Raw genomic sequence first — 14318 nt, 5'->3', positions numbered from 1 at the left:
GAGTGGGGTTTGCGTACATCCGCGTGCAGCGCTGTGGGGCGTGGAAAAACGACAGTTTGCATGATCGCACTTCTGGCCGTGCTTGCCGGCTGCGGCGGTCACGCCAAAGGGGTGATGGCGCCCGTCGCGCTCAACGCTCCGGTCCCGGGTGCCTCCACGGTCGACATGCTTGTCGCCACCACGCGCGAGCCTTCGGGCGATCCGGCAACGCTTTTTTCCGGTGAGCGCGACGCAAACACCTTCCTCACGGACGTCGCGGTTTCGATCCCGCCGGAGACAGTGCGCAAATCGGGCACGGTGCAATGGCCGAAGAAGCTGCCGCCGGATCCGGCGAAGGAATTCGCCGTGACGCGCGTGCGTGAACTGAGAACACTCGATGAAGCCAAATCCTGGTTCGTCCAGCACGATGTTGGCGGCAACGCCTTCGTCTTCGTGCATGGCTTCAACAACCGCTACGAGGACTCGGTCTACAGGCTTGCGCAGATCGTTCATGACTCGGACGTCCAGGCGACGCCGGTGCTCTTCACCTGGCCGTCGCGCGCCAATGTTTTCGATTACAATTACGACAAGGAAAGCACGAACTATTCGCGCACGGCGCTTGAAGACATTCTGAAAAAGCTTTCCGATGCGCCGAAGGTCAAGAGCATCACCATCCTCGCCCACTCCATGGGTACCTGGCTGACGATGGAGTCGCTCCGGCAGATGGGCATTCGCGACGGCAACGTGCCGCGGAAGATCGAAAACGTCATTCTCGCCTCGCCCGATATCGACCTCGACGTCTTTGCCAAGCAATTCGTGGAAATGGGCAAGAAGCGGCCGAAGTTCACGATCTTCGTTTCGCAGGATGACCGTGCACTGGCCCTGTCCAGCTTCATTTCCGGTGACGTTTCGCGCCTTGGTGCCATCGACCCGTCGGCAGAGCCTTATCGCACTCAGCTTGAAAGGGCCGGCATCACTGCCATCGACCTGACGAAGGTCAAGTCTGAGGACGGCCTGCACCATGGAAAGTTCGCGGAAAGCCCCGAGATCGTCCAGCTGATCGGCACGCGGCTCGCCACCGGCCAGACGCTGACCGATTCCGACATCTCGGTCGGAACAGGGATCGCAGCGGTCGTTGCCGGCACGGCGAGAAACGTCGGCAATGTGGCGGCGGTTACGGTCTCTGCGCCGGTGGCGATCCTCGAAAACCCGCAGCCGGCGAAGAAGAAGAAGGTCGTCGTCGGAGAAACGCTGGCAACCGACATGCCGACGCCGGTGAAGATCAAGTAACAGAATACCGGCCGCCAACTTGCCGGCAGCCGGTCACCCCTCGTCGCCGACGAAGCGGTAGCCGACGCCCGGCTCCGTGCGGATGATCTTCGGGTCGGCCGGATCGCGCTCGATCTTGCCGCGCAACTGGCCGATGAAGACCCGGAGGTAATGCAGGTCCTCGCCATGGGCCACGCCCCAGACCGATGTGAGCAAGGTCTTGTGGGTCACGACGCGGCCGGCATGATGGGCGAGCATCACCAGCAGGTCGTATTCCTTCGGCGTCAGCCTCACCGGCTCGCCGTCCTTGGTCACGACGCGCTTGATCGTGTCGATCGCCACGCCATCGGCCGAAAGCTGCGTCTGGCCGCCGTCCATCTGCACGCGGTGGCGAAGTGCGGTCCGGATGCGGGCGGTCAGCTCGCCGATGCCGAAGGGCTTTTCGATGTAGTCGTCGGCGCCAAGGTCGAGGGCCGCGATCTTCTCGCTCTCGCGGTCGCGGGCCGACAGAATGATGATCGGCACCTGCGACCAACCCCGCAGGTTTGCAATGACCTCCTTGCCATCCATATCCGGCAGGCCGAGGTCGAGGATGACGATGTCGGGCGCCGCTGTCGCCGCCGCCTTCAGTGCCTCGGCACCCGTCATAGCCTCCAGCACATCATAGCCGGCAGCGCTCAACGCCGGCTTCAGGAAACGTTGGATCTGGGGTTCGTCGTCGACAACGAGGATGCGCTCCACGCTCATGCACGGTCCTTTTCGGATATTTCAGCTTTGGCGGCGGGGAAGCGCATCGAAATGCGCGTGCCGCGACGACGAAGCGCCGGGCTTTCCGCCTTGATCTGGCCGCCCATGGCCTCGACGAAGCCGCGCGCGATCGAAAGCCCGAGGCCTGTCCCCGGCGTGCGGCCATCCGCCTTGCCGCGGCGGAAGAACTTCTCGAACACCTGCTCGAGATCCTTGGGTGGAATGCCCTTGCCGAGATCGGTCACCGACAGCACGATGTCGTTGCCGTCAGCGCGGGCGTAGATGCTGATCGGCTCGTCGCCGCCGTATTTGTTGGCGTTGTCGAGCAGGTTGAAGAGAACCTGGCCGAGAAGCACGCTGTCGCCGCGCATCAAAGGCAGGTCGGGCGCGATGCTGGTTTCAATCTCGCGCGCGGGGAAATACTTGCGGGCCCGGTCGACCGACGCGCGCACCGCATCAGCGACATCGACCCAATCGCGCTTGGCATTGACGGTGCCGGCCTCGATGCGGGTCATGTCGAGCAGGTTGGCGACGAAACGTGTCAGTCGCCCACCCTCCTCTTCGATCGATTGCAGCAGATCGTCGCGGCTTTCCGGCGGCATGCGGTCGCCAAGTTGGCGAAGGCTGGTGACGGCGCCGGTGATGGTCGCCAGCGGCGTTCTGAGATCATGCGAGATGGAGGACAGGAGGGCGGCGCGGAAACGCTCGCCTTCAAGCTTGGCCGCCTGGTCGAGACTTTCGCGCGACAGCCGCGCCCGGTCGACGGCGATCGCGGTCTGGTCAAGAATGGCCGAAAGCGCCCGTTCCTCGTTGATCTCAAGCGGCTTGTCCGCCTGGACGAAGCCGCAGACGCCGACGACGCCGTGCGGGCTCGTCAGCGGCCGGAAATGAAAGGGGCTGTTCGGCAGCGTTCCCGTACCGTTGCCGGCCGCCTCCCTCTTGTCCATCGCCCAACGTGCCGCCATGACATCGGCGACGTCGAGTTCCGTGTCCGGCGGCCAGGCGGCCTTCAGGCGCAGATCGCCCTCCTCCGGCAACAGCAGCGCCGAACTGCGCTTCAGCGTCGACTGCATCTGCGTCACCGCCGCCCAGAGCACGTCTTCGGCCTTGGCGGTGCCCGAGAGCTTGCGGGAGAAATCATAAAGCGCCTGGGTCGCCGCTGCGCGCTGACGTGCGGCCTTTGCCTGTTCACGCACCCGCGACGCAAGGCTGCCGGCAAGGGCCGCTGCGACCAGGAAGATCACAAGCGCGAAGACCTCATGCGGCTCGGCGATCGTAAAGGTGCCGGTCGGCTTGATGAAGAAGAAATTGTAGGCAAGCACCGAAAACAGCGCCGCTGCAATTGCCGAGATATGACCGGCATAGGTCGCAGACGCCAGCACGGCAAGCAGGTAGAGCAGCGAGATGTTGGGCAGCACGACGAAGCGGCCGAGCAGCAGCCCGACCGCTGTGGCCACGACGACCGAACCGGCGGCGATGGCGACGGCACGCCCGGTTCCCGGCGGCAGTTTCCGTTCGACCGCGGACTTCCGCTTGGCGGGTACGGTCTCGCGATCAGTTACCAGATGGATGCCGACCCCGGAGACCCGCTCGGCGAGCGCGTCGGGAAGCGACTGGCGGAACAACCGCATCGGGAAGGATTGCCGCCGCGCACCGATGACGATCTGGGTCGCGTGTTCGCGACGCGCGAGCTTCAGGATCTCCTCGACGAAGTCGTTGCCGACGATGCGGCGGGTTTCCGCCCCAAGCTGCTCGGCCAGGCGGAAGGTTTCGTCGAGCCGACGCACGTCCTCGCCGTCGCCGCTCTCGCGGTCGGCACGTTCGATGAAGACGACGATCCATGGGGCGTTCAGGCCTTCGGCGAGCCGGCTTGCGGTTCTGACGACTTTCTCCGAGAGCGGATCGGGGCCGATGCAGACGAGCAGACGCTCGCCACTTGCCCAGACCCCTTCAATCGCGTTCTGCTTCAGGTAGTCGACCATCTGGTCGTCGACCCGGTCGGCGGTGCGGCGAAGCGCCAGTTCGCGCAGCGCCGTCAGGTTGCCGAGGCGGAAGAAGCGGTCCGTGGCGCGCTTGGCGCTGTCGGGAAGGTAGACCTTGCCCTCCTTCAGCCGCTCGATCAGTTCGGCCGGCGGCAGGTCGACGAGCAAGACTTCGTCGGCGCGCTTCAGCACCGTATCCGGCACCCGTTCGCGCACCGGAACGCCGGCGATCTGCGCAACGACGTCGGCCAGACTTTCCAGGTGCTGGATGTTGAGCGCGGTCCAGACATCGATGCCGGCGGCGATCAGTTCCTCGATGTCCTGGTAGCGCTTGGGGTGCCGGCTTTCGGCCGGATTGCTGTGGGCAAGTTCGTCGACGACGATGATCTTCGGCCGTCGGGCAAGGGCGGCATCGAGGTCGAACTCGGAAAGCACGCGGCCGCGATGGTTCACATCGCGGCGCGGCAGGATTTCGAGGCCTTCGACCAGTGCGGCGGTCTCGCCGCGCCCGTGCGTCTCGACGAGCCCGATGACGATATCGACGCCATCCTGTTTCAGGCGGCGCGCCCGCGTCAGCATCGCATAGGTCTTTCCGACACCAGGGGCTGCGCCGAGAAAAACGGTCAGTTTCCCTCGGCGATCCTGCGCCGCAAGGGCCAAGAGCGCATCTGGGTCGGGGCGACTTTTGGCGTCGCGATCACTGTCGGGCATTCATGGTCTCGGGCGTGAAGGGTCAGGTTCGGGGCGCATCAAGGGCGAGGTTCAGTTCTAGCACATTGACGCGCGGCTCGCCTACGACCCCAAACAACCGATCCTCGGTTGCCTTGGCGAGCAGGGCTGCGACATCCGCTTCGCTCAGGCCCCGCGCCTTGGCAACACGGGCGACCTGGGCTTCGGCGAAGGCCGGCGTGATGTGCGGGTCGAGGCCCGAGCCGGATGTCGTTGCCGCATCAGCCGGGATTGCCCCCGCGACGCCGGACGCCTTCAGGCGCTCGATATCGGCGGCGACGCGATCCTTAAGCTTGACCGAGGTGGTGCCGAGGTTGGAGCCGCTCGAGGCGCCGGCATTGTAGGCGTCCGGCCCGGTCGCTGACGGGCGCGGCCAGAAGTACTTTTCCGACGTGAAGTTCTGGCCGATCAGCTCGGAGCCGATCAGCGCGCCGTCCTTCTCGATGAGGCTGCCGTTTGCCTGGGCCGGCATCAGCACCTGGGAGGCGCCGGTGATGGCGAAGGGATAGGCAAGGCCGGTGATGAGCGTGAGAAGCACGGTCATCACGATGGCGGGGCGAAGTTGGTTCAACATGATTACACCAGATTGAGTGCGTTGACGGCGAGGTCGACGAGCTTGATGCCTGCAAAGGGCAAGAGAATGCCGCCGAGGCCGTAGACGAGCAGGTTGCGGCGCAGAAGGGCTGCGGCGCCGACCGGCCGGTATTTGACGCCCTTCAGCGCCAGCGGGATCAAGGCGACGATGATCAGCGCATTGAAGATCACCGCCGACAGGATCGCCGATTGCGGCGAGGCAAGGCCCATGACGTTGAGGGCTGCCAGCGCCGGATAGGTGGTGATGAACAGCGCCGGGATGATGGCGAAGTATTTTGCCACGTCGTTGGCGATCGAAAACGTCGTCAGCGAGCCGCGGGTCATCAACAGCTGCTTGCCGATCTCGACGATCTCGATGAGCTTGGTCGGGCTGGAATCGAGGTCGACCATGTTGGCGGCCTCGCGGGCAGCCTGGGTGCCGGTCTGCATGGCGACACCGACATCGGCCTGGGCAAGCGCCGGCGCATCGTTGGTGCCGTCGCCACACATGGCGATCAGGCGACCGCCCTGCTGTTCCCGACGGATGTAGGCAAGCTTGTCCTCAGGCGTCGCTTCGGCAAGGAAGTCGTCGACGCCGGCCTCGGACGCGATTGCCGCGGCGGTGACCGGGTTGTCGCCGGTGACCATGACGGTACGGATACCCATTGCGCGAAGGGCAGCGAAACGCTCCTTGATGCCCGGTTTCACAACGTCCTTCAGATGGATGACGCCGAGCAGGCGCGGGCCGTCGGCGACGGCGAGCGGCGTGCCGCCGGTGCGCGCCACCTGGTCGACGGCACGGCGGAACTCGTTCGGCACGTTCTCGTCGCGCATGCCGGTGAACTTCAGGATCGAGTCGACCGCACCCTTGCGCAGGCGGCGGCCGGCGAAGTCGACGCCTGAAAGGCGCGTCTCAGCGGCGAAGGGAATGACCGCGTCGATCCGGGTGCTGCCGGCCGGGCTTGCGCCACCGCCGACGGCAAGCGCAACGACCTCGCTTTTGCCCGCTTCCGGCAGCGAGACATTGGGCGTGTGGCGACCGAACTCGCCGGTCGCAAGCGCTGCGATCGAGCGACCTTCGGGCGTTTCGTCGGCAAGGCTCGCAAGCAGTGCCGCGTCCGCCAGTTCCGCCTCGCTCACACCGGGAACCGGCATGAAATCGGCGGCCATGCGGTTGCCGAAGGTGATCGTGCCCGTCTTGTCGAGCAGCAGCGTGTCGACGTCACCAGCCGCCTCGACGGCGCGGCCGGATGTGGCGATCACGTTGAAGCGCACCAGACGGTCCATGCCGGCAATGCCGATCGCCGACAGCAGACCACCGATGGTGGTCGGGATCAGCGTCACGAGCAGGGCGGCGAGCACGGTGACGGAAAGCACGGTGCCAGAGTAGCCGGCAAGGCCCCAAAGGGTAACGACGGCGACGAGGAAGATCAGCGTCAGGCCCGAAAGCAGGATCGAGAGCGCGATCTCGTTCGGGGTCTTCTGGCGCTGGGCGCCTTCGATCAACGCGATCATGCGGTCGACGAAGGTGTTGCCGGGCGCAACCGCGATGCGGATCTTGATCCAGTCGGAGAGCACCTGGGTGCCGCCGGTAACGGCCGAACGGTCGCCGCCCGACTCCCGGATGACAGGCGCGGATTCACCGGTGATAGCGCTTTCGTTGACCGAGGCGACGCCCTCGACGACTTCGCCGTCACCGGGGATCAGTTCGCCGGCCTCGACCAGCACGATGTCGCCGACCTTCAGCGAGGTTGCCGGGATCGTCTGGGTTTCGCGACCTTCGGCAGAGACGAGCTTACGGGCCGTCAGTTCGGACTTGGTGCGGCGCAGGCTGTCGGCCTGCGCCTTGCCGCGCCCTTCGGCGACGGCCTCTGCAAAGGTGGCGAACAGCACCGTGAACCACAGCCAGGCGGCAATCTGCCCGGAAAACAGCGGGCTGCCCGTGCCGGTGGCGATGTCGCGGATGAAGAGCAAGGTGACCACGGCGGCGACAACCTCGGTGACGAAGATCACCGGATTGCGCACCAGCTGGCGCGGATCGAGCTTGACGAAGGCCGCCTTGATCGCCGGCAGCAGGATGGCCGGGTCCAGAAAACTCGGAGCGACGGGTTTGGAAGACATGATGTCGATTTCCTTTAGAAGGTCTGACCGGCAAGCATCGAGAAATGCTCGACGATGGGACCAAGAGCGAGCGCCGGGAAGAACTGCAGCCCGCCGAGAATGAGGATGATGCCGACGAGCAGGCCGATGAAGAGCGGCGTGTCGGTCGGGAACGTGCCCTTGGAGGCCGGAACACGGGTCTTGACCGCAATCGAGCCGGCGATCGCCATGACCGGAATGGCGTAAGCAAAGCGGCCGAGCAGCATCGCGAGACCCAGCGTCGTGTTGTACCAGGGCGTGTTGCCGGTGAGGCCGCCGAAAGCCGAGCCGTTGTTGCCGGCAGCCGACGTGAAGGCATAGAGGATTTCCGACAGGCCGTGCGGGCCGGCGGTACCGATACTTGCGACGGCAAAGGGCAGCATGGCGGAGACGGCGGCAAAGCCGAGGATCGTCACCGGCAGGATGAGGACCGCGAACATCGCGTATTTCATCTCGCGGCTTTCGATCTTCTTGCCGAGCAATTCCGGCGTACGGCCGACCATCAGGCCGGCGACGAAGACGGCAAGGATGGCAAAGACCACCATGCCGTAGAGACCGGAGCCGACGCCACCGGGAAGAACCTCGCCGAGCTGCATCAGGAACATCGGCACGAGACCGCCGAGACCTGTCAGCGAGCCGTGCATGCCGTTGACACCGCCGTCCGACAGGCCGGTTGTGACTGCCGCATAGAGCGCCGTCATCGCCTGGCCGAAGCGGACTTCCTTGCCTTCCATGTTGCCCTGGGCGGCATCGAGGCCGAGCGCGGTCAGGATCGGATTGCCCTGCGCTTCCGCCCAGTAGACGATCGCGACGCCCGAAATCAGGAGGACACCCGTAACGGCGATGAAGGCCCAGCCCTGGCGGCGGTTACCGACCATCTGGCCGAAGGCGTAGACCAGCGCCGCGGAGATCGAAAGCATCGCGAAGATGTTGAGGTAGTTGGAAAAAGCCGTCGGGTTCTCGAACGGATGGGCGGCATTGACGTTGAAGAAGCCGCCGCCATTGGTGCCGAGCTGCTTGATCGCCTCCTGGCTTGCGACTGGGCCGAGCGAAATCGTCTGCTTGGCGCCCTCAAGCGTCGTTGCAGTCAGATCGGCGTTGAAGGTCTGCGGCAGACCAGTCCAGACCATGGCGAGCGCCATGACGACGGCGATCGGCAAGAGGACATAAAGGGTCGAACGGGTGAGATCGACCCAGAAATTTCCGACCGTCGAGGCGTTCGAGCGGGCGAAGGCACGGGTGACGGCAAGGGCCATGGAAATGCCTGTCGCGGCCGACACGAAGTTGTGAACGGTCAGCCCGGCCATCTGGCTGAAATGGCTGAGTGTGGTTTCGCCGCCGTAGTTCTGCCAGTTGGTGTTGGTGACGAAGCTGACCGCCGTGTTGAAGGCAAGGTCGGACGGCATGCCGGCGAACCCTTGAGGGTTCATCGGCAGATAGGCCTGCAGCCTCAGGATCGCAAAGAGCGAGACGAAGCCGGCAAGACTGAAGGCGAGCATCGACATCGTATAGGCGAGCCAGCCCTGTTCCTTCTTCGGATCGACGCCGGCGGCGAGGTAGAGACCGCGCTCGACGGGACCAAGGACAGGCGAAAAGACGTTGCGTTCACCGGAGAAGACCCGCGCCATGTAAAGCCCCAGCGGCTTGATGACGATCAGGACGGCGATGAAGAGGAGGCTGATCTGCAGCCACCCGATGATAGACATGAGGATTTCTCCGCTGGATCACAACGACTTTGGGCCGCATCGGCCCAAACTCACTGTGACCGCTTCTGGTTGGCTAGGGCGTCAGAACCGTTCCGGGCGAACGAGGGTGACGACGAGATAGGCCGCAAGGGCGACGGCGACGGCAAGACCGATCAGGGCTTCGAACATCGGGGCCTCCTAGAGACGGCTGAGCGCGCGCGCATAAAGCGCAAACACGACAAAGCCGCCGATGCCGGCGGCAAGGAAAAGAACATCGGACATGCGAATTCTCCGGACTGTTGAAGTCCGGATCTTGCATCCTCAGCGGGTCAATTATCGATTGCGATGGTTGGGAGGGGGCATAAGGAAAGTGTAAAGACGCCCGGCGGCCCGCTCGTGGTGCCTTCAAGGGGACCGGTCACCCGCACGGCGGGCGGGCGTGTTCAACGGCCGGACCCGAAGCGGTCGGGTGGCAGGACATCCGGAAATTCGGCGCGCTGCGGCGAACCTGCGCCAGGCAAGACAGATGTTGCTATCGCCGTTTTGACGTCACGCAGGTGGGCTCGACGGCAGCGGCCGAGACGTCTTCGCCTCAGCCCTTGATGATGTGGTTGACCGTCGTTTCGGTCGGAGCGGTGACTTCGCGCATCCACTCGCGCCAGATGGCAACGAGCAGCGCCATCAGCACCGGGCCGACGAAGAGACCGAGGAAGCCCATGGTCTTCACGCCGCCGACAAGGCCGAAGAAGGTCGGCAGGAACGGCAGCTTGATCGGGCCGCCGACAAGGCGCGGACGCAGGGTCTTGTCGACGATGAAGAGCTCGGTCGTGCCCCAGGTGAAGAGCGCCATGCCGTGAATGGGCGAGCCGCTGGCGACCAGATAGACCGAGACCAGCGTGAAGCAAAGCGGCGCACCGCCCGGTATCAACGCCATCAGGCCGGTGATGATGCCGAGCGTGACCGGCGACGGCACGCCGGCCAGCCAGTAGGCGACACCGAGCACGATGCCCTCGCCGATTGCGATGATGCCCATGCCGGTGACCGTCGAGCTGATCGTCAACGGCACGACGCGCGACAGCCGCTCCCAGCGCATCGGGAAGATACGTTCGCCGAGGCGGTCGAGCTGGCCGGAGAAGGACTGTCCGTCACGATAGACGAAGAACAGCGTGATCAGCATGAACAGCAAGGTCAGGAAGGCATGGAACGTCGAGGCGCCGACGACGAGCACGCCGCGATAGATGTTGCCGATGTTGGATCCGCTGACCAGCTGCACGAGTTCGCCGAGTGCGCCGGGATGCCCGACATGCTTCACCCACTGCTCGCCGAGCCAGACGCCGGCGATCGGAATGCTCGAGAGCCAGGCGGGTACGACCGCGCCATTGGCATTGGTTTCGACGGCCCAGACCACCCAGTCGCGCACTTCGTCGACCGCGTAGACCGCGGCGATCGAGATCGGCACGACGATGAAGGAAACGACACTGACGATGGCGATGGTCGCAGCGAGCGTACGGTTGCCGTTCACGGCTGCAAGCAGCCGGCGATAGATCGGCCAGCTGGCAAAACCGATGACGACCGCAGCCAGCACCGGCACGACGAAACCGTGGAAGAAGTAAACACCGGCAAGCAGAACGAAGACCAGCATCCAGCGCGCGGCGGTCATGGGTCCGACGAGGGCATGGCGCGAAATCGCCGTCTGACCGAGGAGCCGCGGCTCCACGGCAAAGTTTTCTCGTTCGCGATTGCCCAACTGCACCAATGATCCTCCGTCTTTCGACGAGTTTACAACAAACCCGAGGCCTTGCCAGCCTCTCAGGCGCCACGCGCTGCCCTTTGCCCCTGCTTTACGGTAGTTTCAGGGCCGGAAGCGACGCTAGCGGCGGGAGATGACAGAAAAATATAGGGGGGATCAAGATCCCGTGGCTTTCTTTCCGGGGTTCGGTCATTCCGCCGCAGGTTTGGCGTGCATGCCTGCCGCCTGGGCACGGTCGACGAAAACCGACCCGAGGAAGATGCCGAAACCGGCAACACCGAGGATCGCGCCGACGAGGCCGGTCGACGTCCAGCCGTAGCCGGCAGCGATCGACGCGCCGCCAAGCCAGGCGCCGAGCGCGTTGGCAAGGTTGAAGGCGGAGTGGCTGAGTGCTGCCGCCAGCGTCTGCGCCTCGCCGGCCACGTCCATCAATCGTGTCTGCACGCCGGGCACGACCGCGAAACCGCCGCCGATGAGGAGAACGTTGAGGATGGCGATCCACGGATTGCCCATGGTGAAATAGAACAGCACATAGGCGAAGATGTTGAAGGCGATGGCGATGCCGATCGCTGGCAGCAGCGCCCAGTCGGCGAGCCGCGCACCGACGATGTTGCCGAGGATCATGCCCGCGCCGAACACCGACAGCATGATCGGCACATTGGCGAGCGAAACGCCCGCCACCTCGGTCAGGGCCGGCGTGATGTAGCTGAAGACCGCGAACATACCGCCACAGCCGATGGCGCAGATGCCGAGCATCAGCCAGACCTGCAGCTTGCCGAGGGCGCTCAGTTCGCGAAGCGGCGTCGCTTTCGGATTGCCGGCATCGCGCGGCACGTGGACGAAGGTGAGCGCCATGGTCAAGAGACTGATCGCGCCGACGATCGCAAAGGCCGAGCGCCAGCCAAGCGCCTGGCCGAACCAGGCAACGAGCGGCGTGCCGAAAAGGGTCGCGATCGTCAACCCCATCATCACCCGGCCGACGGCGCGCGCCCGCTGGTGGGGAGCTGCAAGGCCGGCGGCGACCAGGGCGGCAACGCCGAAATAGGCGCCATGGGGAAGACCGGCGAAGAAGCGGGCGGCGACCAGGGTGTAGAAATCGGGCGCCATCGCGCTTGCGAAATTGCCGATGGCGAAGATCAGCATCAGTGCCAGCAACAGGCGGAAGCGCGAGAAGCGGGCGGCGAGCACCGCAATCAGCGGCGCGCCGACGACGACGCCAAGCGCATAGGCGCTGATGACGGCGCCTGCCCTGGGCACCGAAACCGCGACGTCGTCGGCCACCTGCGGCAGAAGCCCCATGATGGCAAATTCGCCGGTGCCGATGCCGAAGCCGCCAACCGCAAGCGCCACTTCGGCGGCAGAAACGCGGGCGCGGCGCGGCGCGATGGAGGAGGAAAGGGCTTCGTCAGACATGGGCTCACTCATGGGCAATGACCAGCGTCGTCCGGCCCACGTGGAGCGGAGAAAAACCTGGGGGAAATGTCGGCGGACGTTGGCTTGGACCAACCGGAATATGCTGCAATGCAATACAGGCTTTTCCGGCGACACGCAAAGCTTTTGCCGTTCTCGTCATACTTTTTCGCAGGCGTCGGCGGCGCCGGTTAACCGTAAGCTCGGTTGACGTTTACGTCAAAGTTATATAATCCCGAATCTCAGCTTGAAGAGGTGTCGCAAAAGCATCATCTTCATCGGCATGAGAGGATCGGGAGGGATTTTCTCAGGCCGCGAGCAGGCCAGCCTGTGGCGACCAAGGGAGAGAGGTCATGGCGGAAGTCAGCACACAACACGCGGGTATCAGCCCAGGCAAGATCTGGCTGAAGTCGTATCCGACCGGAATTGCGGCCGAGATCGGCCCCCTGCCCTACAAATCGATCGGCGAATTCTTCGATCATGCCGTCGCCCGCTATTCGAACCGCCCGGCCTTTACCTGCATGGGCAAGACGCTCAGCTATGCCGACCTCAACGCCCAGTCCGCCCGGATCGGCTCCTGGCTCCAGTCCCTCGGCCTTGCCAAGGGCGACCGGGTCGCGGTGATGATGCCGAACATCCTGCAGAACCCGGTGATCGTCTACGGGATCCTGCGCGCCGGCTTCACCGTGGTCAACGTCAACCCGCTCTATACGCCGCGTGAGTTGCAGCACCAGCTGACCGATTCCGGCGCCAAGGCGATCTTCGTTCTGGAGAACTTCGCGCACACGGTGCAGCAGGTGGTCGAAAAGACCGCCGTCAAGCACGTCGTCGTCGCGACGATGGGTGACATGCTTGGCCTCAAGGGCGCGATCGTCAACCTGGTGGTGCGCCGCGTCAAGAAACTCGTTCCCGCCTGGTCGATCCCCGGCCACCTCTCGTTCAGGGACGTGCTTGCCAAGGGCGGGCGCACCCAGCTGACGAAGCCGAACGTCGCCCCGAGCGATGTCGCCTTCCTGCAGTATACTGGCGGCACGACCGGGGTTTCGAAGGGCGCCACGCTGACCCACTCGAACCTGCTGTCGAACATGGCGCAGATGGAAATCTGGTTCGAGACGGCGTTCCGCTCGAGAGCACGGCCGGACAATCTCGTCTTCATGTGCGCGCTGCCGCTCTACCACATCTTCGCGCTGACGGTGAATTCGCTGATGGGCCTTGCCACCGGTGGCAACAATATCCTGATCCCCAATCCGCGCGACATTCCCGGCTTCGTCAAGGAACTGGGCAAGTACAAGACCAATGTCTTCCCCGGCCTCAACACGCTGTTCAACGCGCTGATGAACAATGTGGAGTTCCAGAAGCTCGACTTCTCGTCGCTGATGCTGACCTTCGGCGGCGGCATGGCCATTCAGAGGCCGGTCGCCGAACGCTGGAAACAGATGACCGGCTGCTCGATCGCCGAAGGCTACGGGCTGTCGGAGACCTCGCCGGTGGCAACGGCCAACATTCTCGACGCCACGGAATTTACCGGTACGATCGGCATGCCGATCCCCTCGACCGACGTCGAGATCCGCGACGACCAGGGCAATACGCTGGCTGTCGGCGAGGTCGGCGAGATCTGCATCCGTGGCCCGCAGGTGATGTCCGGCTACTGGCAGCGGCCCGATGAAACCGCCAAGGCGATCTCGCCCGACGGCTTCTTCCGCTCCGGCGACATCGGCTTCATGAATGCCGACGGATACGTCAAGATCGTCGACCGCAAGAAGGACATGATCCTGGTCTCGGGCTTCAACGTCTTCCCGAACGAGATCGAGGAGGTGGCGATGACCCACCCCGGCATTCTCGAATGCGCGGCAATCGGCATCCCGGACGAACATTCCGGCGAGGCGGTGAAGCTGTTCGTGGTGAAGAAGGACGCGTCGCTGACGGAAGAGGAAGTCAAGCGCCATTGCGCTGCCAACCTCACCAACTACAAGCGTCCGCGTTTTGTCGAGTTCCGCACCGAACTGCCGAAAACCAATGTCGGCAAGATCCTGCGCAAGGACCTTCGCGGGTAAA

General features: G+C 64.3%; 10 protein-coding genes. 2 read left to right on the top strand and 8 right to left on the bottom strand.

Annotation, left to right across the window (positions count from 1 at the left end; genetic code table 11):
• Positions 1–60: 60 nt before the first annotated feature.
• Positions 61–1269 (top strand): alpha/beta hydrolase, encoded by a 1209-nt coding sequence (locus VGO12_RS32135; RefSeq protein ID WP_327516791.1) that lies wholly within the window; start codon positions 61–63, stop codon positions 1267–1269.
• A 33-nt stretch (positions 1270–1302) separates the two neighbouring features.
• Here the strand turns inward: VGO12_RS32135 and VGO12_RS32130 are convergent, their stop codons facing one another.
• The 8 genes from VGO12_RS32130 to VGO12_RS32095 form a co-directional block, all read right to left on the bottom strand.
• Positions 1303–1995: a response regulator gene (locus tag VGO12_RS32130; protein WP_327516790.1), complete on the bottom strand. Its 693-nt coding sequence runs from the start codon at positions 1993–1995 to the stop codon at positions 1303–1305.
• The gene (locus tag VGO12_RS32125; RefSeq protein WP_327516789.1) at positions 1992–4688 is read right to left on the bottom strand and encodes a sensor histidine kinase KdpD; all 2697 of its coding nucleotides are present in this window, start codon (positions 4686–4688) and stop codon (positions 1992–1994) included. Before VGO12_RS32125 ends, VGO12_RS32130 begins: the two co-directional genes overlap by 4 nt.
• Before the next feature lie 22 nt (positions 4689–4710).
• The gene (gene kdpC, locus VGO12_RS32120; protein ID WP_327516788.1) at positions 4711–5280 is read right to left on the bottom strand and encodes a potassium-transporting ATPase subunit KdpC; all 570 of its coding nucleotides are present in this window, start codon (positions 5278–5280) and stop codon (positions 4711–4713) included.
• Positions 5281–5282: 2 nt separating this feature from the next.
• Positions 5283–7400: a potassium-transporting ATPase subunit KdpB gene (kdpB, locus tag VGO12_RS32115; RefSeq protein ID WP_327516787.1), complete on the bottom strand. Its 2118-nt coding sequence runs from the start codon at positions 7398–7400 to the stop codon at positions 5283–5285.
• A gap of 14 nt (positions 7401–7414) precedes the next feature.
• Positions 7415–9124 carry a potassium-transporting ATPase subunit KdpA gene (gene kdpA / locus VGO12_RS32110; RefSeq protein WP_327516786.1) on the bottom strand — a complete coding sequence of 570 codons (1710 nt, stop codon included), beginning with the start codon at positions 9122–9124 and terminating at the stop codon, positions 7415–7417.
• Positions 9125–9205: 81 nt separating this feature from the next.
• Positions 9206–9292 carry a K(+)-transporting ATPase subunit F gene (gene kdpF, locus VGO12_RS32105; RefSeq protein ID WP_057248082.1) on the bottom strand — a complete coding sequence of 29 codons (87 nt, stop codon included), beginning with the start codon at positions 9290–9292 and terminating at the stop codon, positions 9206–9208.
• Between the two features lie 403 nt (positions 9293–9695).
• Positions 9696–10856, bottom strand: a complete 1161-nt coding sequence (locus VGO12_RS32100; RefSeq protein ID WP_327516785.1) for an AI-2E family transporter — start codon at positions 10854–10856, stop codon at positions 9696–9698.
• A gap of 186 nt (positions 10857–11042) precedes the next feature.
• Entirely contained in the window at positions 11043–12266 is a 1224-nt protein-coding gene (locus VGO12_RS32095; protein ID WP_327516783.1) for an MFS transporter, read from the bottom strand.
• Between the two features lie 350 nt (positions 12267–12616).
• Here VGO12_RS32095 and VGO12_RS32090 point away from each other — a divergent pair, with 350 nt between their 5' ends.
• Positions 12617–14317 (top strand): long-chain fatty acid--CoA ligase, encoded by a 1701-nt coding sequence (locus VGO12_RS32090; protein WP_327516782.1) that lies wholly within the window; start codon positions 12617–12619, stop codon positions 14315–14317.
• The last annotated feature ends 1 nt before the right edge of the window (position 14318 follow it).

It is taken from the genome of Ensifer sp., assembly GCF_035999135.1.
In the GTDB taxonomy this organism is placed as follows: domain Bacteria; phylum Pseudomonadota; class Alphaproteobacteria; order Rhizobiales; family Rhizobiaceae; genus Ensifer.
The sequence above is the reverse complement of the archived record's forward strand: the minus strand, read 5'-3'. Positions and strand labels throughout refer to the sequence as shown.